Raw genomic sequence first — 23,946 nt, 5'->3', positions numbered from 1 at the left:
CAGTACGGAGCCATACTCGCGGTATGCAACGACGCAGCGGGTGATCCCGGCCACCCGCGGCGCCGCCGGGTGCCTAAACTGCCGGGATGCCACCGAAGCCGAGCGTCTCCAAGCTGGTGCCGAAGGTGCCGAAGGTCCCGGCCGTGCCGGGCGTCACCGGCGGCAGCCGCCGCCAGCAGTACTCCGCCTCCACCAAGCGGGCGCTGGTCGACGTGGCCGAGGAGCTCTTCACCGACCACGGGTACGCCGCGGCGTCGCTCGACACGATCGTGGCCGGCGCGCAGGTGACCAAAGGCGCGCTCTACCACCACTTCAGCGGCAAGCAGGCGCTGTTCGAGGCCGTCTTCGAGCGGGTGGAGGCCGACGCCTCCCGGGCGATCCAGAAGGCGCTGCGCGGGCAGAAGGACCCGTGGGACAAGGCGCTGGCCGGCCTGCAGGCGTTCCTCGCGGTGGTGCAGGAGCCGCGCTACCGCCGGATCGTCATCCAGGAGGGCCCGTCGGTCCTCGGCTACGAGCGCTTCCGCGAGCAGGAGGAGCGCTCGACGTTCGCCAACGTCCTCGAGATCGTCCGGTCGGTGCTCAGCGCCGGTACCTGGGAGCTCGAGGAGGACATGCTCCAGACGTTCGCGCGAATCTTCTTCGGCGCGATGTCCTCGGCCGGGGAGTCGGTCTCCAGCGCCGACGACCCGATCGCCGCCGCCGAGCGCGTGGAGACCGCGATCGCCTTCATCCTCCAGGGCTTCCAGGCCCTCGCGACCGCGGGCGTCCCGCTGCCGGGCGCCACGGACGCGGCCGGCGGGGACGCCGCCGGCCGCCCGGTCAGCGGCTGAAGCTGACGTTCCCCGCCTCGCGCGGGACCAGCTCGACCCAGGTGTGGCCCGCCGGGACCTTGAGCTCGCCCTGCTTGGTGGAGAGCTCGATCGGGGCGTCGAGGGCGTCCTTGGACCAGGTGCCCCGCACGACGCGGCCGTCGTGGAAGAGCAGCGCCTCGCCCTTGCCCTCGAGCTTGGTCTCGGGGACCGGGTTGCCCGCGGGGTCGCGGTAGCCGGCGTCGCCGACCTCCACCCGGAGCACCAGCACGGTGTCGGCGGGGAACTCGTCGCCCTCGGCGGCGTAGGTCCCCTCGTTGACGTAGCCCCCGTCGCGGAAGGACCAGGTCGTGGTGTGGCTGCCGCCGAAGCTGGCCGCCAGCGAGGTCGCCGGCTTGCCCTTCGGCAGGTCCTTCGCCTCGCCCCAGGAGAGGTAGTCCGCGGGACGGTCCCCGCCCTTGGTCAGGGTCGCGGTCTCGGCCATGTCGGTGAACAGGTTGTACGGCGCGCTGCGGCCGCTCGCGCGGTAGAAGCCCTTCGCGCCCTCACCGAAGAACTTGATGCCGGCGCCGTTGATCCGCTTGATCGTGATCGGCGCCGCGCCGCTGGTCACCATCGCGGCGTCGACCGGGCTGACGATGCCGATGTCGCTGGCCCGCATCGACCGGACCGGGCCGGCGTCGCTGGGGATGCGGGAGTAGAAGAAGGCCGCGAGCCGGGTCATCCCGCCCTCGACGAGCTCCTCGACGACCAGGTCCGCGGAGCCGAGGCCGACCTGGGGTGCGCTGGAGGAGGTGTTGTCCATCTTCAGCACCAGCACGGGGTGGTCCTGGCTCGCGGAGTCGTCGCCCTTGACCGGCAGGCCGGTGAGCGGCCAGGTCGAGGCGAGCGTCGAGCCGGCGCTCGTGCTCTGCGGGTCGGCGCCGCCCTCGCCGGAGCCCTCGTCGCCCCCGCCGCAGGCGGTCAGGAGGAGGGCGGAGGTGGCGAGGGTGGCGACGAGGGCGCGGGTCCGGGTGCGGCGCACGGCGGGCTCCAATGCAGGTGGTGACGGGTGAATGACTACAGGTTCGATCGACTTCGAGGCGTCGCGTCCAGTGTGCGACGGCACGCAGCCGCTGGCGCGCAGGCGCGCCACAGGGAGGGGCCGACGGAGCCGGCCCCTCCCCGGAGGTCTCAGCCGAGCTTGGCGCCGCCGTCGACGTACAGCGTCTGGCCGGTGATGTAGGAGGCCTCGTCGCTGGCCAGGAACGCGACCGCGGCCGCGATGTCCTCGGGGTAGCCCACCCGGCGCACCGGGTTGGCCTCCGCGTTGAGCTTGCGGAACTCCTCCACGTCCATCTTCAACCGCGCAGCGGTGGCGTCGGTCATCTCGGTGGCGATGAAGCCCGGCGCGACCGCGTTGGCGTTGATCCCGAACGGGCCCAGCTCGATGCCCAGCGTGCGGGTGAAGCCCTGCACGCCCATCTTCGCCGCCGAGTAGTTCGCCTGCCCCCGGTTGCCCAGCGCCGAGACGCTGGAGAGGTTCACGATCTTCCCGTACTTCTGCTCCACGAAGTGCTTCTGGGCCGCCTTGGTCATCAGGAACGCACCCTTCAGGTGCACCCCCAGGACCAGGTCCCAGTCGGTCTCGGTCATCTTGAACAGCAGGTTGTCGCGCGTGATCCCGGCATTGTTGACCAGCACGTGGATCCCGCCGAGCTCGGCCACGACCCGCTCGACCGCGGCGTCGACCGAGGCCGCGTCGGCCACGTCCGCGCCGATCCCGACCGCCTTCGCGCCACCGGTGACCGGCAGCCGCCCGGCCGCGTCCGCGGCAGCCGACTCGTCGAGGTCGATGATCGCGACCGACGCGCCCTCCTCGGCGAACCGGGTGGCGGTGCCGAACCCGATCCCGCGCGCCGCTCCGGTGACGACGGCGACCCGCCCGTCGAATCGACCCATGATCTGCACTCCTGCTCCTCGGTGGCGTGGACGGCCCACACGGTAGACCAGCCTCAGTCGAGGACCGCACGCAGTCTCGCGGCGTACGCCGCGCGCTCGTCGAGGTGCTCGTAGCGGTGCCGCGGCCAGAAGAACCCCCGCAGCCCGTCGCCCTTGGTGCGCGGCACGACGTGCAGGTGCAGGTGCGGGACCGACTGGCTGACGACGTTGTTCATCGCGACGAAGGAGCCCTGCGCGCCCAGCCCCTCGACGACGGCGGTCGCCAGCCGCTGGGCGTGGGCGAGGAAGGGTTCGCGCAGCGGCGCGGGCAGGTCGGGCAGCGTCACGACGTGCTGGCGCGGCACGAGCAGCACGTGCCCCTTGAACACCGGCCGCTGGTCGAGGAACGCCACGAAGTCGTCGTCCTCCAGCACCCGGTCGGCCTCGGACTCCCCCGCGACGATCCCGCAGAACACGCACGCCCCGCCCGGCGCGGCTGCGGCCATCAGTGGCACACCGCTGCCCCGCAGGCGCGCTCGACCGGAGCCGGCACGGCCCGCCCGCTACCCCCGACGGCGTCGAAGTGGTGGTTGTCGGAGCGGCCGTAGGTCCACCGCAGGCCGTGCGCCGCCATCAGCCGCACCACCGGGTGGCTCGAGGACCGCCAGGCGACGAGGGGGTGGGTGCGGGACACCCACCAACCGTTCGGCGTCCAGCCGTGGGAGGCGCGGTAGGGGTTCTCCCACGGGTTGACGTCCAGCGAGCGGCCGTAGGAGTGCGGCGAGCGGACGCCGGGGCGTCCGACGACCCAGCGGCAGTTGAAGGCCGAGGTGTTGCCCGCGGCCATGGAGCGGTAGTCGTCGGCGCCCTGCAGCCGGGCGGACCAGCCGAACCGGTCGACGCGGTACATCGAGCGGATCGGGAGGCGGCGGTCGTGCATCGCGGCGAGGGCGGCGCCCATCCGGCCGGCCGCGGACGCGGCGGCGACGACCTCCCCGCGGTGGCGGTAGCCGTCGTAGCCCCAGTAGTTGACCCGCACCAGCCGCAGGCCGGCGCGGCCCACCGGGCAGCCGGGGTGCCAGCTGCGGCCGACCATCGAGCGCCAGACGCCGTCGGGGATGCGGTCGACCGTGACGTTCGCGCCGGGGCCGGTCGCCCGCGGCTGGGCGGGCAGCCCGACGCGCGGCCGGGGAGCGCCGGCCGGCAGCCGGACCGGGTCGCCGGGCGGCACGTTGTCGATGCGGTGCACGCCGCTGGTCGCCCGGGCGGCCCACGCCGTCCCGGTCGCCCTCGCCCGCCAGGCGGTGTCCACCCGGGGCCGCACGACGACCTCGGCGCGGCCCTCCTCGTCGGTGCGCAGCGTCCGCGCGAGGCGCCACCGCCCGCCGCGGTCCTTGCGGAAGAGCTCGACCACGCCCGCGACGGCTTCCCCGTTGCCGGTGCGCCACAGCACGCCGATCGGAACCCCGCGCTCGTCGACGACCCGCCGGGGCCCGGTGACGCGGACCTGGCTGGTGCGCTCGACCAGCGGCGCGGTCACCGGACCGGATCCCGAGGCGGCGTACGTCGCGTCGCCGGCGAAGACCGCGCGGAACGCGTTGTCGGCCGGCTGCCGCGAGAGCACCGCCCGGGAGGCGGCCCGGCCGGCGGCGTCGGTGACGACCGTCGCGACGGCGGTCCACGAACCGCCGGACCGGCGCTCGAGGGTGACCGGCGCGCCGGCCACCGGGGTCCCGTCGGCCGCGGAGGTCAACGTCGCGACCACCTCGGTCGGCCGGTCGGCGTACCCGCCGGGCACCGCGAGCGCCAGCGTGGTCGGCACGGGTTCCGCGGCCGCCGCCGGCGGGGCGAGCCCCGCGAGCAGGGCCAGACCGGCCACGACCGTGATGAGCAGGGTGGAGCAACGCCCGAGCATGCACGCGATCATGCCGTGCCCCGCCGACGGATCAGGACAGCCAGTCCTCCCGCGCGTCCACGGCGGAGTCCGGGTGGTCGGCGAAGACGCCGTCCACCCCGGCCTCGAAGAGGGCCAGCAGCTCGGCGCGGACGTCGCCCTTGGCGGTCGGGCTGGTGCCGCGGCGGAAGTTGGTCGCCATGAACTGGTTCTCGTCGCGGACCGTGAAGACCACGACCTCCAGCCCGGCGCGGTGCGCGTCGGCGACCAGGCTGCTCGGGGCGGTGGCGGCGCCGGCGGCGTCGCGCGGCAGCACCAGGTCCTTGTTCGGGCCGAGCCAGTCGGCGTACCGCGCGATCCGCCGCAGGCCGGCCGGCGTGACCAGCTGCTGGTACGTCGTGCCCGAGCCGGCCAGGTCGAACGGACCGCCCGCGGCGTCGACCAGCTGCTCGATCGGGGCGTCGACCATCCGGTCGAGCTCCCGGAGGTTGCTGGTCTCGAACGACTGGATGAGCACCTTGGCCCGGCGACCGTCCAGGTCGTGCTTGCGCAGCAGCCGCACCATCGGCTCCTCGAGGGAGAGCCCGATGGAGTCGAAGTAGGTGGGGTGCTTGGTCTCCGGCGCGACGCCGATGGTGCGACCGGTCTCCTTGCGCAGCCTCTTCACCAGCTCGAGGACCTCGGCGAAGGTCGGCACCTCGAAGCGGCCGTCGTAGCGGGTGTTGTCGGGGCGGACCTGCGGCAGGCGCTCCTTCGCGCGGAGCGTCTTGAGCTCGGCGAGGGTGAAGTCCTCGGTGAACCAGCCGGTGACGGGGCGTCCGTCGATCGTCTTGGTGGTGCGCCGGTCGGCGAACTCGGGGTGGTCGGCGACGTCGGTGGTCCCGGAGATCTCGTTCTCGTGACGGGCCACCAGCACGCCGTCCTTGGTCGGGACCAGGTCCGGCTCGATGTAGTCGGCGCCCAGCTGCACGGCCAGGCGGTACGCCGCCAGCGTGTGCTCGGGGCGGTAGCCCGACGCGCCGCGGTGGCCGACCACGATCGGCGCGGCCTGCCGGCCGGCGGGCGGCTTCGCGGCACGCTCGCCCGGGCGGGCGTCGGCCGGGGCGAGGAAGGCCGGGGCGGCGAGCGCCGGGGCCAGCAGGGCGGGGAGGAGGGTGAGCGCGAGGGCGCGGGTGCGGGAGGTCCTCGTGCGAGGGGTCCGGGTCCGAGAGGTCATGGTCCGACCCGACCGGTCGGTGGTGGCCGGACGGTCACGACCGGGTGACGCGACCACGAACGTCGGCGGTCCAGCCGCCCGTCAGCCGCCCGTCAGCCGAGCACCGACGGGGGCGGCTCGTGGTCCGGCACGAGCTCGGCCACCAGCCGCCGGACCCGGGCGTCGAGGTCGGCGACGATCGCGCGGACCGTGGCCGGGTCCTGGCCCCCGGGGTCGGCGACCGGCCAGTCGACGTACCGGACGCCCGGGACGTAGGGGCACTCCTCGCCGCAGCCGAGGGTGACCGCCAGGTCGCTGGCGGCCACGGTGTCGCGGGTGAGCAGGGTCGGGGTCTCGCGGGAGGTGTCGAGGCCGAGCTCCTCGAGCACGGCGACGACCTCGGGGTGGACGTGCTCGCCGGGCTGCGTGCCCGCCGAGAGCGCACGGACGCGGCCGTCGGCGTAGTGCTCGGTCAGCACGCGCGCGATGACCGAGCGACCGCCGTTGCGGACGCAGGCGAAGACGACCTGGGGAACGTCGGTCGCGGGGTCTGTCATCGGGAGGCTCCTGCCGGGAAGGCGCGGCGGACCGCGAGGCTGACGTAGACGAGGCCGATGAGCACGGGCACCTCGATGAGCGGGCCGACGACACCGGCGAGCGCCTGGCCCGAGGCGACGCCGAACACGCCGATGGCGACTGCGATGGCGAGCTCGAAGTTGTTGCCGGCCGCGGTGAACGAGACCGCGGTCGCACGCTCGTAGTCGAAGCCGAGCGCCCGGGTGAGCAGCATCGAGCCGCCCCACACCAGGACGAAGTACGCCAGGAGCGGCAGCGCGATCCGGGCCACGTCGAGGGGCTGGGAGGTGATCCGGTCGCCCTGCAGCGCGAACAGCAGCACGATGGTGACGAGCAGGCCGTACAGCGCCAGAGGGCCGATGCGCGGCAGGATGTGCTCCTCGTACCAGTCCCGGCCGCGCGAGCGCTCGCCGAGCCGGCGGGTGAGGTAGCCCGCGAGCAGCGGCACGCCGAGGAAGACCAGGACCGACCGGGCGATCTCCCAGGTCGAGACCGACAGGCCGGTGCCCTCGAGCCCGAGCCAGCCGGGCAGCACCTCGAGGTAGAACCAGCCCAGCAGCGCGAAGGCGACCACCTGGAAGACGGCGTTGACCGCGACCAGGACCGCCGCGGCCTCGCGGTCGCCGCAGGCGAGGTCGTTCCACACCAGCACCATCGCGATGCAGCGGGCCAGCCCGACGATGACCAGGCCGGTGCGGTACTCCGGCAGGTCCGGCAGCATCAGCCAGGCGAGGGCGAACATCAGGGCCGGCCCGAGCACCCAGTTGAGGACGATCGAGGTGGCGAGCAGCCGGCGGTCCGCCGTCACGTGCCCGAGCTCGTCGTAGCGCACCTTGGCGAGGACGGGATACATCATCACCAGCAGCCCGAGGGCGATCGGCAAGGACACCGAGCCCACCTCGACGGCGGCGAGCGCGTCGTCGAGGCCGCCCACCGCGCGACCGAGGAGCAGGCCGGCCGCCATCGCCAGCCCGATCCAGACCGGCAGGTAGCGGTCGAGCGTGGACAGCCGGCCGCCGGCGGCGGTCTCGGTCACCGTGTCGCTCACCGCGCCACCGCCTCCGGGACCAGGGTGAACAGCCCGGCGAGCGCGGAGACCGCCTCGCGACGGGCGCGGTAGTAGACCCAGCTGCCGCGGCGCTCACGCTCGAGGAGTCCGGCCTCGTGCAGCACCTTGAGGTGGTGGCTGACCGTCGGCTGGCCGAGGTCGAAGTGCGGGAGCAGGTCGCACACGCACGCCTCGCCGCCCTCGTGGCTGAGCACCAGGGACAGCAGGCGCAGCCGGGCGGGGTCCGCGACCGCCTTGAGCAGCGGGGTCAGGGCAGCGGCGTCCTCCGCACCCAACGGCTCGCGCGCCAGGGGCACGCACCGGACCGCGGTGGCGGCCTCGGACGAGGGCACGGGCATCGACATGCGTCGATATTGACAGACATCGAAGTGAAGCGCGAGTCCTGGGCGGCCCGCCCTCAGTCGAGCGTCAGCGCGTAGCCCCGGCCGCGCAGGCGACGGATCCGCGCGACACCCTCGAGCCGGTGCCGCAGCCGGGCCACGTGCACCGCGATGGTGTTGTCGCTGGGGCCGACCGCCTCGCTCCCCCACAGGGCGGTGCGCAGCTCGTCGTTGCCGACGACGCCGGGTGACCGCCGCAGCAGCACGTGCAGCAGCTCGAACTCCTTGCCGGGCGGGTCGGCGGCCCGCTGCCCGTGGATCCAGACCGCGTAGCTGTCGGTGTCGAGCACGATCGGGCCGTGCCGGAGCTGGGCCTGGGGGCGCAGCTCCGAGGCGGGGCGCTGGAGGGCGGCCCAGAGGTCGGCTGGCGTGAACGGCCGGGTCAGCACGCTGCGGGCGCCGGCCAGGACCATCTGGCCGGCCAGCGCGGCGTCGCCGGCGTCGACGAGGGCGACCACCAGCGGGTCCCCGTGCCGCAGCAGCGCCGTGACCACCTCGGCCGCGGGGGCGCCCTCGACGCCGGAGGCCACGACGACGACATCCGGGCGGGCGTCGCCGAAGTGCACCAGCGCGTCGAGCGCGGAGGCGAAGGCGCTGACCTCCACGCCCTCGCCGCGCAGTGCGCACGCCACGGCGTCGGCGTCCTCGGCGGGGCCGATCACCTGCACGGGCGCACCGTGCGCGAGGGCCGCGGCAGCGCCCGGGACGGCCTCGATGCTGCGGCGCATCGCCTCTGCTCCTGTTCGTTCGTCGTTCGTCGCCGGACCCCCGACCGGCGCAGGCGGGATCAGCCGAACCGGCCGGAGATGTAGGCCTCGGTCGACGGGTCGTCGGGGTTGGCGAAGACCTTGCTGGTCGCGTTGAACTCCACCAGGTGGCCCGGCTCGCCGGTCGCCTTGAGGTTGAAGAAGCCGGTGTCGTCGGACACGCGCGCGGCCTGCTGCATGTTGTGGGTGACGATGACGATCGTGTAGTCGGTCTTGAGCTCGTGGATCAGGTCCTCGATCGCCGCGGTGGAGATCGGGTCCAGCGCCGAGCACGGCTCGTCCATCAGCAGCACCTGCGGCTCGACCGCGATCGCCCGGGCGATGCAGAGGCGCTGCTGCTGGCCGCCGGAGAGGCCCATGCCGGGCTTGCCCAGCCGGTCCTTCACCTCGTTCCACAGGTTCGCGCCCTTGAGCGACTTCTCGACGATCGCGTCGGCCTCGGACTTCTTCATCCGCTTGGCGTTGAGCCGGTTGCCGGCGAGCACGTTCTCGTAGATCGACATCGTCGGGAACGGGTTGGGGCGCTGGAAGACCATGCCGATCTGGCGGCGGACGGCCACCGGGTCGACCGAGTCGTCGTAGAGCGACTGGCCGTCGACGACGACCTTGCCCTCCACGCGGGCGCCCGGGATCACCTCGTGCATCCGGTTGAGCGAGCGCAGGAAGGTCGACTTGCCGCAGCCGGACGGGCCGATGAAGGCGGTCACCGCGCGGGCGCGGATGGTCATGTCGACGCCCTCGACGGCGAGGAAGTCCCCGTAGTAGATGTTCAGGTCGGAGATGTCGATGCTCTTGGCCATGAGAGGTTCCTTGGGGTGTCAGCGCCCGGTCTTGGGCGCGAAGATCTTGCCGACGGCACGGGCGAGGAGGTTGAGCGCCATCACGATGGCGACCAGGACCAGGGCGGCGCCCCAGGCCCGGGCGGTCTGCTCCGCGTCGTACTTCCCGCCGGTGGTGACCGAGGAGAAGATGAACACCGGGAGCGTCGCCATCCGGCCGTCGAACGGGTTGAGGTTCAGGGTCGTCGTGGTGCCGACGATGATCAGCAGCGGCGCGGTCTCGCCGGCGACGCGGGCGATGGCCAGCGTCACGCCGGTGACGATGCCGCCGAGGGCGGTGGGCAGGACGACCTTGGTGATCGTGCGCCACTTCGGCACGCCCAGGGCGTACGACGCCTCGCGCAGCTCCTCGGGGACGAGCTTGAGCATCTCCTCGGTGGCGCGGACGACGATCGGGATCATCAGCACCGACAGCGCGACCGCGCCGCCGATGCCGAAGCGGACACCGGGCCCGAAGATCAGCGTGAAGAGCGCGAAGGCGAAGAGGCCGGCCACGATCGAGGGGATGCCGGTCATGACGTCGACCAGGAAGGTGACGGTCCGCGCCAGGCGGTTGCCCTTGCCGTACTCGATCAGGTAGATCGCGGCGAGGACGCCGATCGGCACCGAGATCGCGGTGGCCAGCGCCGTGATCACCAGCGTGCCCATGAGGGCGTGGTAGATGCCTCCGCCCTCGCCGAGCACGCCGCGCATGTCGTAGGTCAGGAACTCGCTCGAGAGGACGCCGTACCCGTTGGAGACGACCTCGTAGACCAGGCTGACCAGCGGGATCATCGCCAGGGCGAACGTCGACCAGGCGATGGTCGTGACGAGCCGGTCCTTGGCGCGGCGGTTGCCCTCGACGGCCGCGGACCAGGCCGGCAGGACGACGACGAGGAGAGCCCAGGCCAGCAGGACGACGGCGACGACGGACCAGCCGAGGAGGATGCCGAGCAGGGCGGCGACACCGGCGGCGACGACGGCGGCCAGCGCCGGGGCGTACGACGGGATCTGCGGCGCCACCAGCGGCATGTGGGTGGGCGGAGCGGCGACGGGCCGCTCGTCGGTCATGGACATGCGAGCCTCCTCAGGCCTTGACCTGGCCCCGCGCCGCGATCCAGCGGCCGAGGAAGTTGACGGCGAAGGACACGACGAACAGCACCAGGCCGCTGAAGATCAGGACGTTGATCTTGGTCCCGGAGGCGTTGCCGAAGTTCAGGGCGATGTTCGCGGCGATGGTCGACGGGTTCTCCGCCGAGATGAGGTCGAAGGTGATGATCCCGCTCGCCGAGAGGACCATCGCGACGGCCATGGTCTCGCCGAGGGCTCGACCCAGGCCGAGCATGACCGCCGAGATGACCCCGGACCGGGCGTAGGGGAAGACCGTCATCCGGATCATCTCCCAGCGGGTCGCGCCGAGCGCGAGCGCGGCCTCCTCGTGGATGCGCGGGGTCTGCAGGAACACCTCCCGGCAGATCGCGGTGATGATCGGCAGCGCCATCACGGCCAGCACGATGGCGGCGGTGAGGATGGTCCGGCCGGTCTGGGCGGGGCCGTCGAAGAACGGCAGCCAGCCCAGGTTGTCGGCGAGCCAGGCGTAGACCGGCAGGATGGCCGGCGCCAGCACGGCGCGGCCCCACAGGCCGTACACGACGCTCGGCACGGCAGCCAGCAGGTCGATGAGGTAGCCCAGGGTCCGGGCGATGCGGCGCGGGGCGTAGTGGGAGATCACGAGCGCGACGCCGACCGCCAGCGGTGTCGCCACCAGCAGGGCGATGATCGCCGCGAGCAGCGTGCCGAAGAGCAGCGGCCACACGTACAGGACGATGTTGTCCTTGCCGTAGGCCTGCTCCCCCGACGCGCTGATGGCCGGGACGCCCTCGATGATCAGGAAGATCGCCACGCCCGCGAGCGCGAGCATGATCAGCAGTCCCGCGCCCGTGGCGAGGCCTGCGAAGACCGAGTCCCCGCGGCGGCTGGTCGCCGGCGGCGCGCCTGCCGCGGTGGTGGTGGTGGACACCTGGTGCTCCTCGTGTGGTGCTGTCGTTGCCTGGGACCTGCCCGGGGTCACCGGGCGGCGGCCCGCCGCGCGCGGGTGAGGGCCCGACCCGGCGGGGTCGGGCCCTCACTCATGCAGCGGGGGTGGTCACTCGACGGTGATGCCGTCGACGAGGCCCTGGACCTCGGTGAGGAGCTCGCTGCTCAGCGGGGCCGAGCCGGCCTCGTCGGCGCCGAACTGCTGGCCCTCCTCGCTGACGATGTAGGTCAGGTAGGCCTTGGTCAGCTCGCCCGCCTCGGCCTCGTCGCCGGAGTACGACGGGCACGCCAGGAGGTAGGAGGTCAGCACGATCGGGTAGACGCCGGCCTCGTCGGTCTCGTAGTCGAGGTCGAAGACGATCGAGCCCTCGCCGCGGCCCTCGACGCGCGGGGAGACGTCCAGGATGGACGCCGCGGCCTCGGCGGTCGGGGCGACGAACTCGTCGCCGACGCCGACGTTGGCGACGCTGAGCTCGCCGGCCTGGCTGGCGTCGGCGTAGCCGATGGAGTTGGTGCCGCTCTTGACCGCGGACACCACGCCGGAGGTGCCCTGGGCGCCCTCGCCGCCGAACTCCTGCGGCCAGGTCTCGACCGCACCGGCGGACCAGACGTCGCCGGCGACGATGTCGAGGTAGTTGGTGAAGTTCTCGGTGGTGCCCGACTCGTCGGAGCGGTGGACCGCGTTGATCTGGGCGGAGGGCAGCTCGGCGTCCGGGTTGTCCTCGGCGATCTCCGGGGCGTCCCAGCTGGTGATCTCACCGGCGAAGATGCCGGCGATCGTGTCGGGCGAGAGGTTGAGCTCGTCGACGCCCTCGACGTTGTAGACCATCGCGATGGGGCTGACGTAGTTGGGGACCTCGATGGGGGCCTCGCCGCCGCAGCGCTCGGTGGCGTCGGTCAGCTCGTCCTCCTCGTCGGTGAGGTAGGCGTCCGAGCCGGCGAACGGGAAGGCGGCGGAGATGAAGTTCTCGCGACCGCCGCCCGAGCCGACCGGGTCGTAGGTGACGGTGGCGTCGGGGTTGGCCTCCTGGAAGCCGACGATCCACGCGTTCTGGGCGGCCTCCTGGGAGGACGCGCCGCCGCCGGCGAGCTGGCCGCTCACGCTCTCGCCGCCGCCGCTCCCACCGCTGCCGGTGTCGCTGCCGCTGTCGTCGTTGCCGGCGCTGCACGCCGAGAAGGTGAGGACGAGGGCCGCGAGGCCCGGGATGACCGCCGTACGAACGGAGGTGGTCTTCACTGCTGCTCCTGAGGATTCGTGAACGTGACGACCCAGAAGCTAGGTAGTGAAGGTGTATGAACCTGTCGCGCTGTATGAACGAAGAATGAACGACACCCGGACATCGCCTCAAGGGCGGTGAGCGCCGCCACAGCAGCGCGGGGTGCCGCCCCTCACCGCGGTGCCACGTGGAAGACCGGCCAGCCGATCTCGGTGCGCCACCCGGCCGGGTCGGCGGTGTCGCGCGGCCCGACCAGGTAGGTCTCGCGGATCGGGCCGGCCACGGCCAGGGCGTTGGCGACCAGCCACGCGCCGACCTCGCCGTACGTCACCGCGATGTCGTCGTGCTCCCCGGCGTGGGTGGCGACGGCCAGCTCGACCGGCGGGAGCGTCGCCGGGTGCACGCGCCCGCGGCGCGGAGGGCTCTCGGTCGGGACGTGGACCAGGACGTGGCCGTGGCCGACCTCGAAGAGGCTGTTGTCGTACAGCCCGCCCGGCGCACCGGTCGGCTCGTCGACCACCGCGTCGAGCTCGGCCATCGCGCCGGCGTACCAGGGCAGGACGTCGTCGAGGTCGACGTCGCCCTCCACCGCGGCGACCGTCGTCCCCGGGACCACACGCAGCTCGACGTGGACCGGCGCCGGCTCCGGGCGCAGCAGCCGCCGCAGCGACACCACGGCGGCGCGCGTGCGCTCCAGCTCGGACTCCAGGCGCCCCAGGTGGTCGGCGACCATCGCGGCGCGCGCGCCCGGGTCGGTGGCGGCCAGGATGCGGCGTACGTCGGCGAGCGGGACGTCGAGCTCGCGCAGGCGGTGGATCACCTGCGCGGTCGGGATCTGGCGCGCGTCGTAGTACCGGTAGCCCGTCGCCGGGTCCACCGTGGCGGGCACGAGCAGGTCCGCCTCGTGGTAGCGACGCAGCGTGCGCACGCTCAGGTGCGTCAGCCGCGAGAACTCCCCGATCGCCAGCACGGTGCGCAGTGTGCACCCTCCCCCGGCGGGAGTGTCCAGTGCTTGACCGTCCTCCGCGAGGACGCCGCACGCTGGCCGCATGACCGCACCCGTCACCATCGAGCCCACGCAGCTGCCCGCCACGATCCGCGCCTACCTCGCCGCGAGCGCCGCACGCGGTGCCGAGGCCGCCGTCCGGACCTTCACCGCCGACGCCGTCGTCACCGACGACGGCCGGACCTACCGCGGCACCGAGGAGGTGCTCGAGTTCCTCCGCCACGGCGGCGGCCCGTTCACCTGGACCAGCCGGCTGGTCGGTGCCGAGCGTGCCGACGAGACCCACTGGGTGGCGGTGAACCGGATCGAGGGCGACTTCCCCGGCGGGGTCGTCGAGCTCCGGTACCGGTTCACGCTCGTCGACGACCTGATCGCCGAGCTGGCCATCGCCCCCTGAGCCGCACGGGACCCCCGGTTCCGCACGCGGGAGCACACGACACCACGACACAGCAGGGCCGCCCCGGCGTGGGGCGGCCCTGCTGCTTCAAGAGAGGTGAGGCTGGTGGTTGGTGGAGCTGGCGGGAATCGAACCCGCGTCCTCGAGCGTCGAACCAGGTCTTCTCCGGGTGCAGTCCGTGGTGTCGCTTTTCTCGGCCCCGGGGCTCGCACGGACACGTCCCCGACAGGCTCAGTCACGGAATAGTCCCGCTCACCCTCCGTGACCCGGAGTGAGCAGCAAGTCTCCTAGATGACGCCAGGTTCCGGGACGGAGACGGATGCCCGGTCTGACGCTTCGATCACCGCTCAGGCGGCGAGAGCGAAGGAACTGCGCTTAGCGTTGGCAGTTATAGGTTTCCAGCGAGCGTTTACGAGATGACGCTGGCTCCTCGACCCGCTTCCCCTGGAACTAACGTCCCAAGTCGAAACCGATCAGCCCCTCTTGAGTTGTGCTGCACGGCGCGAGCCGCGTCGAGCAGTCTACGGGGTCCAACCAGGCCGACGCACCGGCTATTCCTCCGCCTGGTGCTCCGTGCCCGGCGGGGGCGCCGTCAGGCCACCCGCGCGCCGTGCGCCTGCGCGGCGGCGACGAACCGCGCGGCGTACCCCGCCTCGCGGAAGTCCTTGAGGGAGTTGGCCGAGAAGCGGTTGATGTGCTCGCGGCTGACGTTGCACGCGACGTCCCCCATCGGGCCGTGCAGGCGGAGCGCCGCGACGGCGAACGGGCCGACGCCCTGCCGCTGCACCCACACCTCGGCGCACCGCACGACCCACGCCGGCGCCGTCGCGCCGTCCGGGGTGAAGGTCAGCGTGCCGTCGGCGAGCGCCAGCGTGCCGTACGTCGACCCGAGCGACCCGCCCATCGCGCCGATCGCGCTCGAGCCGAGGACCTGGACGTTCCACGTGCTCGGCACCGGTGCGAACCCGCCGCCCGGGACCGGCGCCACGACCGGCGGCGCGGCCGCCGCGCGCGAGCGCGTCAGGACGAGGACGACCAGGCCGGCGACCAGCAGTCCCAGGAGCAGGGGCACCACGGCGGCGAGGAGCACGATGACCGTCACGGGCGCCCCGCCCCGAACAGGCGCACGCCGTTGTGCCAGCAGACGTCGCGCAGCCAGTCCTCGCCCAGGTCGAGCGCGGCCAGCCCGTCGAGCTGGTGGCGGTAGGGGTACGGGATCGTCGGGAAGTCGCTGCCCAGCAGCACCTTCGGCTGCAGGTCGCGCAGCCGCGGCACGAGCCCGGAGGGGTACGTCGCGGGGAAGAAGTCGGTGAAGACCATGGTCGTGTCGAGGTGGACCCGCTCGTGGGTCTCGGCCAGCTCCAGGAACTCCTCGAACTCCGGAGCGCCCAGGTGCGCGACCACCAGGGCGAGCCGCGGGTGGCGGGCCAGCACCCGCCGGGTCGACTCCGGGCCGGTGAACTCGTTGGGCACCGGACCGGACCCGGCGTGCACGACGACCGGGGTGCCGGCGTCTTCCAGCACGCCCCAGACCGGCGCGAGCAGCGGGTCGTCGAGGTGGAACTCCCCGACCTGCAGGTGCAGCTTGAACACCTCGACGCCGGCCTCGACCGCCTCGGCGACGTACGCCGCGGCACCCTCCTCTGGGTAGAACGTCGCCGAGCGCAGGCTCTCGGGGACGCGCTCGGCGAAGGCCGCGGCCCAGGTGTTGAGGTACGCCGCGACCCCCGGCTTGTGCGCGTAGGGCAGCGCGGAGAAGCGGCGCACGCCCATCGCGCGGAGCAGGTCGACCCGGTCCTCGACGGCGCTGCGGTAACGGATCGGCCAGTCGCGGCCGATCTTCGGGCCGGCGCTGTCGAAGACCGCCCACACCGCCCGCTGGATCGGCGGCGGCAGGAAGTGCACGTGGACGTCGACGAGCCCGGGCAGCCCGAGGGCCTCCCAGAACGCCACCACGTCCGGCGCGTCGCTGCTCCGGTCGACCGGCTCCTCCGCCCCGGGGCGCACGCCGGCCCGCAGGTCAGTCACGCATGCCCTTCAGGAACCGGCCGACGGCCTGCTCCTTCTCGCGGTTGGCGGTGCGCTCGGCGATCGAGTTGCGCTTGTCCCACGACTTCTTGCCCTTGGCCAGCCCGATCTCGACCTTGGCCCGGCCGTCCTTGAAGTAGAGCGCGAGCGGCACGACCGTGAGGCCCTTCTCGCTGACCCGGCGCTCGATCTTGTCGATCTCGGCCCGGTGCAGCAGCAGCTTGCGCTTGCGGCGGGCGGAGTGGTTGGTCCAGGTGCCCTGGGAGTACTCCGGGATGTGCACGCCGTGGAGCCACGCCTCGCCGGCGTCGATGTCGACGAACCCGTCGACCAGCGACGCCCGGCCCTGCCGCAGCGACTTCACCTCGGTCCCCTGCAGCGCGAGACCCGCCTCGAAGGTGTCCTCGATGGCGTAGTCGTGACGCGCCTTCTTGTTCTGCGCGACCATCTTCTGGCCCTGCTCCTTCGGCATCCCACCAGTGTCCCAGAGGGACGCAACGCGGTTGTCGGGGGCGGGCCGGACGCGGGCAGGAGGGGTCAGAAGTACGGCATCGGGTCGGTCGAGGAGCCGTTCGCCATGATCGTGAAGTGCAGGTGGCACCCGGTCGACCAGCCGGTCGAGCCGACGTACCCGACGACCTGGCCGCGCTCGACGTGCTGGCCGGCACTGACGACGTACCGCGTGGCGTGGTTGTAGACCGCGGTGATCAGCTTGCCGTTGACCTGGCCGACGTTGAGGTACATCCGGTTGCCGTAGACCGAGGAGTAGTAGCGGGTCATCACGGTGCCGGAGGCGACGGCGTACAGCGGGGCGCCGCAGGCGACGCCGAAGTCGGTGCCGTCGTGCAGTCCCCAGTAGTGGTAGATCGGGTGCTCGCGATAGCCGTACGGCGAGGTGACCGGGCCGGACGAGGGCCGCATGAGCAGGCCGTCGGTGGTGCCGCGGTAGCCGCGGTGCTTGGCGGCCGCGCGGCGCGCCTGGTCGAGGATCCGCTGCTTGATCCGCTGCTCCTTGGCCCGGAGCCGCTGCAGGACCGCCCGGTCCTTGGCCCGGGCGCTGCGCGCGGACTGCTGGGCCGAGCGCCGGTCGTCGACGCGGTCCCGGACGGTGGCCGCGGCCGCGGCGGCCTCCTCGTGGAGGCCCCGCATCGTCTCGAGGTGCTCGGCCGCCTCGCGGCGCTGGTCGGCGACCTCCTCGGTGGCCTCCTCGACGTTGTCCTCGCGGACCTCGAGCAGCACCTCGGCGGCGTGCAGCTCGTCGTAGGCCCGCGTCTCGCGGCCGACCATGACGTCCTGCGCCGACATCCGGCGGGTGAGGTCCTCCGGCGTCTGCGCGTCGAGGATCGAGGCGAACGCCAGCAGCTCGGGGTCGCCCTGCTCGTAGATCGAGGTGATCGTGTCGGTCACGCGCTCGCGCTGGACCTCGAGCGCCTCCTGGCCCTCGGCGAGGTCGGCACGCGCCTGCTCGAGGCGCTGCTCGGCGGCCTCGAGCTTCTCCTGCATCCGCTCGTCGAGCAGGCGCGCCGCACCGAGGCGGGCACGGACATCGGCGAGCTCGGCCTTGGCCGCGCGCAGCTCACCGACCGCCGCCTCGAGCCGGGCGCTGGCCTTCCGCAGCTGGGCGCTGGAGTGCTCGAGGTCGCCCTCGGCGTGCTCGAGGTCCTTCTGGACCTGCTTCTGCTCCTGCTTGAGGTCGTCCTCGGCACCAGCGAGGGGTACGGCGAGCGCACCGACGGCCACGGAGCAGGCGATGGTCGCTGCTGCCAGTCGTCGGCGTGCGGCACGGGGGAAGAGGCGCACCGGGTCAGCCTTCGTCTTCGGCGATCAGGGGAAGGGGGTCGTGCGAGGTCCTGCGACTCGTCAGCGTGAGGCACGTGTGACGAGTGATGCCTGTGTGGCACCAGGGACGACCGTATGCCGCCGGGCTCAGACTTTGAGGTATTTGCGGGTCAGCAGGAGTGTCGGCAGCAGGGTCAGCACCGGCCCGAGGACCGCGATTGCCGCGAGGGTGGAGGTGTACTCCGGCAGCCCGATCCACGGCATGAACGTCAGGCCCGTGGCGGCGCGCTCGTGGATGCCGAAGTACATGAACGCCCCGAGCGCGCCCGCGGCGAGCGCGACACCGACGACGGCGGTGACGATCGCCTCCAGGAGGAACGGCAGCGCGATGTAGAGCGTCGAGGCGCCCACGAGCCGCATGATGCCGATCTCGCGGCGTCGCGCCAGTGCGGCCAGGCGGATCGTGTTGGCGACGAGCAGCAGCGCCGCCAGCACCAGGAACGCGGCCGTGCCCCACGCGCCGTACTTCAGCGCGGTGATGGAGCCGTAGATCGGCTGCAGCACCTCGCGGGCGTCGCGGATAGAGGAGACGCCGGGCAGCCCCTGCACCGCGCTGGTCACGCCCTCGAACTCGTTGGGGTCCTTCAGCGTGATCCACACCGACTGCGGCATGTCGTCGACCGTCGCCGCCGGGTTGGGGCCCTCGAACCGCTCGGGACCGAGGAGCTCCTTGATCTTCTCGAAGGCCTCCTCCTTGGTCTCGAAGTAGTGGCTCTCGGCCTCCGGGTTCTCCTCGACCGCCTCGGCGATGGCCTCCTTCTGGGCGTCGGTGACCTCGCTGGTGCAGCGCGGGTTGTCGTCGTCGTCCTTGCACAGCCAGACCGTGATCTGGAGCTGGGAGCCCCACTGGTCCGCGGCCTTGTCGGCCTGCTGGTTCAGCAGCAGGCCGAGGCCGACGAGGGTGAGGGAGACGAACAGGGTCAGGACGACCGCGATGTGCATCGACACGTTGCGGCGCAGGCCCTGGGCGAGCTCGGTGAACACGTAGCGAAGCTGCATGAGGAGGTGGGGCTCTCGTTCCTGTGCGGGTACGTCGGGTGGCCGGCGCGCCGGGGATCGGTGCCCGGGCCGGCGCTCGGGTCAGTGCTGGAAGCCGTAGGCGCCGCGCGCCTGGTCGCGCACGACGCGGCCGTCCTCGAGCTCGATGACGCGCTTGCGCATCTGGTCCACGATGCCGTGGTCGTGGGTGGCCATGACGACGGTGGTGCCGGTGCGGTTGATCCGGTCCAGCAGCTTCATGATCCCGACGGAGGTCGACGGGTCGAGGTTGCCGGTGGGCTCGTCGGCGATGAGGATCATCGGCCGGTTGACGAAGGCGCGTGCGATGGCGACGCGCTGCTGCTCGCCGCCGGAGAGCTCGTCGGGCATCCGGTCGGCCTTGCCCTCCAGGCCCACCAGCTCCAGCGTCTCGGGCACCAGCGAGCGGATCTCGCTGCGCGAGCGGCCGATGACCTGCAGCGCGAACGCGACGTTCTCCCCCACCGACTTGTTCGGCAGCAGGCGGAAGTCCTGGAAGACCGTGCCGATCTGGCGGCGCAGCCGCGGCACCTTCCAGCCGGCCAGCCGGTTGATCTCCTTGCCGGCGACGTAGACGCGGCCGGAGGTCGGCCGGGCCTCGCGCAGCACCAGCCGCAGGGCCGTGGACTTGCCCGAGCCGGACTGGCCGACGAGGAAGACGAACTCGCCCTTCTCGACGTCGACCGACACCTGGTCCAGGGCCGGGCTGCCCGTGCCGGGGTAGGTCTTGGTGACCTTCTCGAAGCGAATCACCCCAGAGACGTTACGCGAGGGACCCCACCACCCCCGGGACCGGCGAGCCGGGCCTCACTACGGTGTGGCCCATGCCATCCGGTGCCCGAGTGCTGCTCGCGAGCCTCGCGGTGACCGGCGTCGTGGTCGGTGCCGGCCTCGCCGCCGTGGGACCGGACGACGCCGCCGGGCCCGGGCCCTCCGGGCCGCAGGCGTCCCCGACCGCCTCGGCCACGGGCGGGCTGCCGGGCCTCGAGGACGTCGAGACCCGCGGGCTCGCCGCGCTGCGCGCGCCCTTCTGCAGCGGCGTCGCGCCGGCCGCCGTGGCTGACGCCCTGGGCGGCGAGCCCACCCGCGCGGAGTCCTACGACAACGGCGAGACCGCCGCACTCACCCCGAAGGTCACCGACGTCGCCCACGAGCACGGCTGCAGCTGGACCAGCGCGGGCAGCGGCGGTGGCAGCGGTGGCGCGGGCACGACGGCGCGCGCGTGGGTCTTCGCCCCGCCCGTCACCGCGGGCGAGGCGCGCGGCCTGGCCGACGACGCGGCGGCCGCCCGTGGGTGCTCCGCCGTGGCGGACGCGCCGGCCCTCGGCGACCCGGGCGTGGCGCTGGTCTGCACGCGCGGACCGGTGCGGGAGACGTCGTACCGCGGGCTGCTCGGGGACGCCTGGCTGGTCTGCTCGATCAGCGCAGCCGGCGACGGCCCGACCCGGGCCGACCAGCTGGCCCGCACCAGCCGTTGGTGCGCCGCCGTGGTCACCGCGGCCACCGGGTCGACGGTCCCGGACTGACCCGGACGGGTCATCTGTCCGACCGGACGGACCGACCCCGTCCGACCTGCCCGGTCCGCGGTCGCCGGCGGGCTAGCGTCGGCCCGTCATGCGCACGATGCCCTCCCCCCGCGGCGCGCTGAGCGCCCTCACCGCCCTCGTCCTCTCCGCGGCCCTCGCCCCGGCCCTGGCCCCCGCCTCCCCTGCGGCGGCCACGGCCGAGCCGAGCCGGCCGCGGGTCGTGGTCGACCCGCTGCCGGACCTGCCCGACGGCCCGCGCGCGGCCCGCGGCTTCGCCCCGCGCGCGGCGTACCCGCTCGACCGGACCTTCGCCCTGCACAGCAACCCCGGCGCGCGCCGGGTCGTGCACATCGACGTCGACGGCGCGACCGTCAGCGGGACCGCGTGGAACGGCGGGGAGTTCCGGTTCCCCGCCGGCTTCCACGCCGGCTGGGACACCGACGGCGACCCCTCGTCCTTCTCCGCGGGCGAGCTGGCCGCGGTCCAGGAGGTGTGGGCGCGGGTCGCGGAGGACTACGCGCCGTTCGACGTCGACGTCACCACCGAGGACCCCGGCGAGGCCGGGATCCTGCGCAGCGGCATCGACGACACGGCGTACGGCATGACGGCGCTGGTCACCGACAGCGCCCGGGCCTGGGACTGGTGCGGGCGGAAGTGCGGCGGCGTCGCCTTCGTCGACGTCTTCGACCAGGTGGACCGGGGCCGGCACCGACCGGCGTGGATCTTCCCGGCCGGCGTCGCGGACCGCCCGGCGTGGGTCGCGGAGGCGGTCAGCCACGAGGTCGGCCACACGTTCGGCCTCGAGCACGACGGGCACGGGGACGCGGCCTACCACGAGGGCCACGGCTCGTGGGGACCGATCATGGGCGCGCCGTACCAGCGCCCGGTGACCCAGTGGAGCGACGGCTCCTACCCCGGCGCGACCCAGCAGCAGGACGACGTCGCGCTCATCGCCGCCAAGGCCGGCCTGCGCCCCGACGAGGGCACGACGCTGCCGGCCGGGACGGCGTACGTCACCCGGCGCACCGACACCGACGCCTACGACCTCGGCGCCTGCACGGGCACCGTCACGGTCACCGCCCTGCCTGCGGCGCTCGGCGCCGACCTCGACCCGCGGCTCACGCTGGTCGACCCCACCGGCGCCGTGGTGGCCGCCGCCGACCCGAGCGGCCCCGTCGCCGCGACGATCACGCGAGCGGTCACCGGGGCCGGCTGGCGCGTCGTCGTGGACGGCGTCGGCGCCCCGTCGCTGGGGTACGACGACTACGGCAGCCTCGGCGCCTACACACTCACCGTCACCGGCTGCGGCGTCCCGGCCCAGCCGGCCGACGAGCCCGCGGACGAGCCGACCGGTGAGCCGACCGAGCAGCCGGCCGGTGACCCGACCACGGAGCCGGAACCGGAGCCGGAGCCGGAGCCGGTCGTGGTCGAGCGGCCGGGCTCGGTCGGCCGGCCGACGGCCCGGTCAGGCGCCAGGGGTGGCGATGCCACCGCCCGGGTGAGCTGGACGGCGCCGACCGCCGACGGTGGCGCGCCGGTCGCGGCGTACCAGCTCGTGGCCTACCGGGTGCAGGGCTCGAAGGTCCTGCAGACGGTGCGCTCGGAGCAGGTCACCGGCAGGGCGGTGGTGTTCACGTGGCGCGCCGGCACCCGGTGGCGGTTCGCCGTCCGGGCGCGCAACAGCGAGGGCTGGGGCCCGCTGGGGCCCCGGTCACGCGTAGCACAGGTGCGCTGACCCGCGCCCCTGGCGCAGTCAGTTCTCGTCGGCCTTGTCGGCGCCGCGGCGCCAGCGGATGCCGGCCTCGAGGAAGCCGTCGAGGTCGCCGTCGAAGACCGCCGAGGGGTTGCCGACCTCGTAGCCGGTGCGCAGGTCCTTGACCACCTGGTAGGGGTTCAGCACGTAGTTGCGCATCTGGTCGCCCCACGACGCCTGCACGTCGCCGCGCATCTCGTCGAGCTGCGCCTTCTCCTCGGCCTTCTTCCGGGCGAGCAGCTTGGCCTTGAGCACGACCATGGCGCTGGCCTTGTTCTGCAGCTGGCTCTTCTCGTTCTGGCAGCTGACCACCGTGCCGGTGGGGATGTGGGTCAGGCGGACCGCGGAGTCGGTGGTGTTGACCGACTGGCCCCCGGGACCGCCGGAGCGGTAGACGTCGACCCGGATCTCCTCCTCGGGGATCTCGATCTCGTCGGTCTGCTCCAGCACCGGCACGACCTCGACGGCGGCGAAGCTGGTCTGGCGGCGGCCCTGGTTGTCGAAGGGGCTGATCCGCACCAGGCGGTGGGTGCCGGCCTCGACGCTGAGCGTGCCGTAGGCGTACGGCGCGTGGATGGCGAAGGTGGCCGACTTCAGGCCCGCCTCCTCGGCGTAGGAGGTCTCGAAGACCTCCACGGGGTACTTGTGCTGCTCGGCCCAGCGCGTGTACATCCGCATCAGGCTCTCGGCGAAGTCCGCGGCGTCGACGCCACCGGCGCCCGCACGGATGGAGACCAGCGCCTCGCGCGCGTCGTACTCGCCGTTGAGCAGGGTGCGGACCTCGAGCGCCTCGACGGCCTTGCGGATCCGGCCCAGCTCGGACTCGGCCTCGGCCATGGAGTCGGCGTCGCCCTCCTCCTGGCCGAGCTCGACGAGGACGCCGAGGTCCTCGATCCGGTCGGAGAGGTTGGTGAACCGCTCCAGCTCGCCCTGCAGCGCCGAGAGGCGACCGGTGACGCGCTGGGCGTTGGCCTGGTCGTCCCAGAGGTCGGGGGCCGCCACCTGCTCGCCGAGGTCGGCGATCTCCCTGCGCATCGCGTCCACGTCGAGCACCTGCTCGATGGTGCGCATGGTCGCCTGGAGCTGCTTGATCGCTACGTCGAAGTCGGGGCCTGCCACGAGGGAGAAGACTACGCCGGTGGCGGGAGGCGGTGGGCATCGCCGACCGGCGGCCGGCCCCGCCCTGCGCGGAGGGTCAGGGCAGCGGTCAGGGCAGCGGGGTGCCGAAGACCTGCGCGACGTACCAGGTGCCGTCGTCGGACTTGCGCGCCGCGATCCCCATCCGGGTGTAGCCCTTGCGCAGGATGTTGGCGCGGTGGCCGGGCGACTTCATCCAGCCCTTGCGCACCACGTCCTTCCCGGTGGCGTAGCCGTAGGCGACGTTCTCCCCCACGAGCAGGAGGACGCAGCCGTCGAGGAGCGGCCCGAGCAGCTGGTGGAAGATGGTGCTCTTCCCGGCCATCACCTTGGCCTGGCGGACGGCGGCCCTGCGCAGGCAGGCGTCGGCCTTCAGCGTCTTGAGGTCGTGGTTCGCGCGGACCTTGTTGGTCGTGGCGAAGGCGGACGCGGCGTAGGTCTGCGCGGCCGTGGCGGCGCCGGCCGGGGCGGGCGCGACGAGCACGGCGGTGGCGAGGGCGAGTCCGAGGAGTGCGGTTCCGAGACGTGCGAGCACGCCCAGCACGGTAGACGGCTCGACCG

At 73.1% G+C, this 23,946-nt stretch carries 26 protein-coding genes and 1 other RNA gene; 4 read left to right on the top strand and 23 right to left on the bottom strand.

Annotated elements, in window-relative coordinates; genetic code table 11:
- Positions 1 to 86: 86 nt before the first annotated feature.
- The gene (locus AB0N29_RS02025; RefSeq protein WP_302270195.1) at positions 87 to 830 is read left to right on the top strand and encodes a TetR/AcrR family transcriptional regulator; all 744 of its coding nucleotides are present in this window, start codon (positions 87 to 89) and stop codon (positions 828 to 830) included.
- On the opposite strand, the gene AB0N29_RS02020 is transcribed toward AB0N29_RS02025, so the two are convergent.
- From AB0N29_RS02020 to AB0N29_RS01955, 14 genes are all read right to left on the bottom strand, one after another.
- Positions 820 to 1,833 carry a DUF3048 domain-containing protein gene (locus tag AB0N29_RS02020; RefSeq protein WP_364863712.1) on the bottom strand — a complete coding sequence of 338 codons (1,014 nt, stop codon included), beginning with the start codon at positions 1,831 to 1,833 and terminating at the stop codon, positions 820 to 822. The genes AB0N29_RS02025 and AB0N29_RS02020 overlap by 11 nt on opposite strands.
- A 149-nt stretch (positions 1,834 to 1,982) precedes the next feature.
- Positions 1,983 to 2,750, bottom strand: a complete 768-nt coding sequence (gene fabG, locus AB0N29_RS02015; RefSeq protein WP_364863710.1) for a 3-oxoacyl-ACP reductase FabG — start codon at positions 2,748 to 2,750, stop codon at positions 1,983 to 1,985.
- 53 nt (positions 2,751 to 2,803) lie between these two features.
- Entirely contained in the window at positions 2,804 to 3,235 is a 432-nt protein-coding gene (locus tag AB0N29_RS02010; RefSeq protein WP_364863708.1) for an HIT family protein, read from the bottom strand.
- Positions 3,235 to 4,644 (bottom strand): M15 family metallopeptidase, encoded by a 1,410-nt coding sequence (locus AB0N29_RS02005; RefSeq protein WP_364863706.1) that lies wholly within the window; start codon positions 4,642 to 4,644, stop codon positions 3,235 to 3,237. The genes AB0N29_RS02010 and AB0N29_RS02005 overlap by 1 nt, the downstream gene beginning before the upstream one ends.
- A 31-nt stretch (positions 4,645 to 4,675) precedes the next feature.
- A complete protein-coding gene (locus AB0N29_RS02000; RefSeq protein ID WP_364863704.1) occupies positions 4,676 to 5,839 on the bottom strand; it encodes a glycerophosphodiester phosphodiesterase in 1,164 nt (387 codons plus the stop codon).
- Positions 5,840 to 5,931: 92 nt separating this feature from the next.
- Positions 5,932 to 6,375: a heat-shock protein HtpX gene (locus tag AB0N29_RS01995; RefSeq protein ID WP_364863702.1), complete on the bottom strand. Its 444-nt coding sequence runs from the start codon at positions 6,373 to 6,375 to the stop codon at positions 5,932 to 5,934.
- Positions 6,372 to 7,442, bottom strand: coding sequence for an ACR3 family arsenite efflux transporter (arsB, locus tag AB0N29_RS01990; protein WP_364863700.1), 1,071 nt, complete (start codon positions 7,440 to 7,442; stop codon positions 6,372 to 6,374). Before arsB ends, AB0N29_RS01995 begins: the two co-directional genes overlap by 4 nt.
- Complete coding sequence (locus tag AB0N29_RS01985) at positions 7,439 to 7,807, bottom strand: metalloregulator ArsR/SmtB family transcription factor (protein ID WP_364863698.1); 369 nt, start codon at positions 7,805 to 7,807, stop codon at positions 7,439 to 7,441. The genes arsB and AB0N29_RS01985 overlap by 4 nt, the downstream gene beginning before the upstream one ends.
- Before the next feature lie 53 nt (positions 7,808 to 7,860).
- On the bottom strand, positions 7,861 to 8,571 hold the full coding sequence (locus AB0N29_RS01980) for a response regulator transcription factor (RefSeq protein ID WP_302270184.1): 711 nt from the start codon (positions 8,569 to 8,571) through the stop codon (positions 7,861 to 7,863).
- Between the two features lie 59 nt (positions 8,572 to 8,630).
- A complete protein-coding gene (gene pstB / locus AB0N29_RS01975) occupies positions 8,631 to 9,410 on the bottom strand; it encodes a phosphate ABC transporter ATP-binding protein PstB (protein WP_302270183.1) in 780 nt (259 codons plus the stop codon).
- Positions 9,411 to 9,428: 18 nt separating this feature from the next.
- Entirely contained in the window at positions 9,429 to 10,505 is a 1,077-nt protein-coding gene (pstA, locus tag AB0N29_RS01970) for a phosphate ABC transporter permease PstA (RefSeq protein ID WP_364863695.1), read from the bottom strand.
- Between the two features lie 10 nt (positions 10,506 to 10,515).
- Positions 10,516 to 11,448: a phosphate ABC transporter permease subunit PstC gene (pstC, locus tag AB0N29_RS01965; protein ID WP_302270182.1), complete on the bottom strand. Its 933-nt coding sequence runs from the start codon at positions 11,446 to 11,448 to the stop codon at positions 10,516 to 10,518.
- Between the two features lie 126 nt (positions 11,449 to 11,574).
- Positions 11,575 to 12,702 (bottom strand): phosphate ABC transporter substrate-binding protein PstS, encoded by a 1,128-nt coding sequence (locus AB0N29_RS01960; RefSeq protein ID WP_302270181.1) that lies wholly within the window; start codon positions 12,700 to 12,702, stop codon positions 11,575 to 11,577.
- A 152-nt stretch (positions 12,703 to 12,854) separates the two neighbouring features.
- Positions 12,855 to 13,652, bottom strand: a complete 798-nt coding sequence (locus tag AB0N29_RS01955) for a MerR family transcriptional regulator (protein WP_364863692.1) — start codon at positions 13,650 to 13,652, stop codon at positions 12,855 to 12,857.
- Positions 13,653 to 13,731: 79 nt separating this feature from the next.
- Here AB0N29_RS01955 and AB0N29_RS01950 point away from each other — a divergent pair, with 79 nt between their 5' ends.
- A complete protein-coding gene (locus tag AB0N29_RS01950; RefSeq protein WP_364863690.1) occupies positions 13,732 to 14,085 on the top strand; it encodes a nuclear transport factor 2 family protein in 354 nt (117 codons plus the stop codon).
- Between the two features lie 110 nt (positions 14,086 to 14,195).
- Here the strand turns inward: AB0N29_RS01950 and ssrA are convergent.
- The 7 genes from ssrA to ftsE form a co-directional block, all read right to left on the bottom strand.
- Positions 14,196 to 14,566, bottom strand: a transfer-messenger RNA (tmRNA) gene (gene ssrA, locus AB0N29_RS01945).
- 111 nt (positions 14,567 to 14,677) lie between these two features.
- Complete coding sequence (locus AB0N29_RS01940) at positions 14,678 to 15,187, bottom strand: hypothetical protein (RefSeq protein ID WP_364863688.1); 510 nt, start codon at positions 15,185 to 15,187, stop codon at positions 14,678 to 14,680.
- Positions 15,184 to 16,113 carry an amidohydrolase family protein gene (locus AB0N29_RS01935; RefSeq protein WP_364863686.1) on the bottom strand — a complete coding sequence of 310 codons (930 nt, stop codon included), beginning with the start codon at positions 16,111 to 16,113 and terminating at the stop codon, positions 15,184 to 15,186. Before AB0N29_RS01935 ends, AB0N29_RS01940 begins: the two co-directional genes overlap by 4 nt.
- Complete coding sequence (gene smpB / locus AB0N29_RS01930; protein ID WP_302270176.1) at positions 16,106 to 16,585, bottom strand: SsrA-binding protein SmpB; 480 nt, start codon at positions 16,583 to 16,585, stop codon at positions 16,106 to 16,108. Before smpB ends, AB0N29_RS01935 begins: the two co-directional genes overlap by 8 nt.
- 65 nt (positions 16,586 to 16,650) lie before the next feature.
- Positions 16,651 to 17,913: a peptidoglycan DD-metalloendopeptidase family protein gene (locus tag AB0N29_RS01925; RefSeq protein WP_364863683.1), complete on the bottom strand. Its 1,263-nt coding sequence runs from the start codon at positions 17,911 to 17,913 to the stop codon at positions 16,651 to 16,653.
- Positions 17,914 to 18,039: 126 nt separating this feature from the next.
- A complete protein-coding gene (ftsX, locus tag AB0N29_RS01920) occupies positions 18,040 to 18,936 on the bottom strand; it encodes a permease-like cell division protein FtsX (RefSeq protein ID WP_364863681.1) in 897 nt (298 codons plus the stop codon).
- A gap of 96 nt (positions 18,937 to 19,032) precedes the next feature.
- Positions 19,033 to 19,722 (bottom strand): cell division ATP-binding protein FtsE, encoded by a 690-nt coding sequence (gene ftsE / locus AB0N29_RS01915; protein WP_302270172.1) that lies wholly within the window; start codon positions 19,720 to 19,722, stop codon positions 19,033 to 19,035.
- A 71-nt stretch (positions 19,723 to 19,793) separates the two neighbouring features.
- On the opposite strand from ftsE, the gene AB0N29_RS01910 reads away from it, so the two are divergent.
- Together AB0N29_RS01910 and AB0N29_RS01905 are read left to right on the top strand one after the other, a co-directional pair.
- Positions 19,794 to 20,495 (top strand): hypothetical protein, encoded by a 702-nt coding sequence (locus AB0N29_RS01910; protein WP_364863678.1) that lies wholly within the window; start codon positions 19,794 to 19,796, stop codon positions 20,493 to 20,495.
- Positions 20,496 to 20,583: 88 nt separating this feature from the next.
- Complete coding sequence (locus tag AB0N29_RS01905; protein ID WP_364863676.1) at positions 20,584 to 22,230, top strand: fibronectin type III domain-containing protein; 1,647 nt, start codon at positions 20,584 to 20,586, stop codon at positions 22,228 to 22,230.
- A gap of 18 nt (positions 22,231 to 22,248) precedes the next feature.
- Here AB0N29_RS01905 and prfB read toward each other — a convergent pair whose 3' ends face one another.
- Positions 22,249 to 23,367, bottom strand: coding sequence for a peptide chain release factor 2 (gene prfB, locus AB0N29_RS01900; RefSeq protein WP_302270168.1), 1,119 nt, complete (start codon positions 23,365 to 23,367; stop codon positions 22,249 to 22,251).
- Positions 23,368 to 23,455: 88 nt separating this feature from the next.
- A complete protein-coding gene (locus AB0N29_RS01895) occupies positions 23,456 to 23,920 on the bottom strand; it encodes a CAP domain-containing protein (protein ID WP_364863674.1) in 465 nt (154 codons plus the stop codon).
- Positions 23,921 to 23,946: the final 26 nt, after the last annotated feature.

This window comes from Nocardioides sp. NPDC092400, from assembly GCF_040684155.1.
In the GTDB taxonomy this organism is placed as follows: domain Bacteria; phylum Actinomycetota; class Actinomycetes; order Propionibacteriales; family Nocardioidaceae; genus Nocardioides.
This window is presented reverse-complemented; position numbering and strand designations above follow the sequence as displayed.

Coding starts and splice junctions, on each gene's coding strand:
- AB0N29_RS02025 (WP_302270195.1), top strand. CDS start 87: ATGCCACCGAAGCCGAGCGTCTCCAAGCTGGTGCCGAAGGTGCCGAAG.
- fabG (WP_364863710.1), bottom strand. CDS start 2,750: ATGGGTCGATTCGACGGGCGGGTCGCCGTCGTCACCGGAGCGGCGCGC.
- AB0N29_RS02010 (WP_364863708.1), bottom strand. CDS start 3,235: ATGGCCGCAGCCGCGCCGGGCGGGGCGTGCGTGTTCTGCGGGATCGTC.
- AB0N29_RS02005 (WP_364863706.1), bottom strand. CDS start 4,644: ATGCTCGGGCGTTGCTCCACCCTGCTCATCACGGTCGTGGCCGGTCTG.
- AB0N29_RS02000 (WP_364863704.1), bottom strand. CDS start 5,839: ATGACCTCTCGGACCCGGACCCCTCGCACGAGGACCTCCCGCACCCGC.
- AB0N29_RS01995 (WP_364863702.1), bottom strand. CDS start 6,375: ATGACAGACCCCGCGACCGACGTTCCCCAGGTCGTCTTCGCCTGCGTC.
- AB0N29_RS01985 (WP_364863698.1), bottom strand. CDS start 7,807: ATGTCGATGCCCGTGCCCTCGTCCGAGGCCGCCACCGCGGTCCGGTGC.
- AB0N29_RS01980 (WP_302270184.1), bottom strand. CDS start 8,571: ATGCGCCGCAGCATCGAGGCCGTCCCGGGCGCTGCCGCGGCCCTCGCG.
- pstB (WP_302270183.1), bottom strand. CDS start 9,410: ATGGCCAAGAGCATCGACATCTCCGACCTGAACATCTACTACGGGGAC.
- pstA (WP_364863695.1), bottom strand. CDS start 10,505: ATGTCCATGACCGACGAGCGGCCCGTCGCCGCTCCGCCCACCCACATG.
- AB0N29_RS01950 (WP_364863690.1), top strand. CDS start 13,732: ATGACCGCACCCGTCACCATCGAGCCCACGCAGCTGCCCGCCACGATC.
- smpB (WP_302270176.1), bottom strand. CDS start 16,585: ATGCCGAAGGAGCAGGGCCAGAAGATGGTCGCGCAGAACAAGAAGGCG.
- AB0N29_RS01910 (WP_364863678.1), top strand. CDS start 19,794: ATGCCATCCGGTGCCCGAGTGCTGCTCGCGAGCCTCGCGGTGACCGGC.
- AB0N29_RS01905 (WP_364863676.1), top strand. CDS start 20,584: ATGCGCACGATGCCCTCCCCCCGCGGCGCGCTGAGCGCCCTCACCGCC.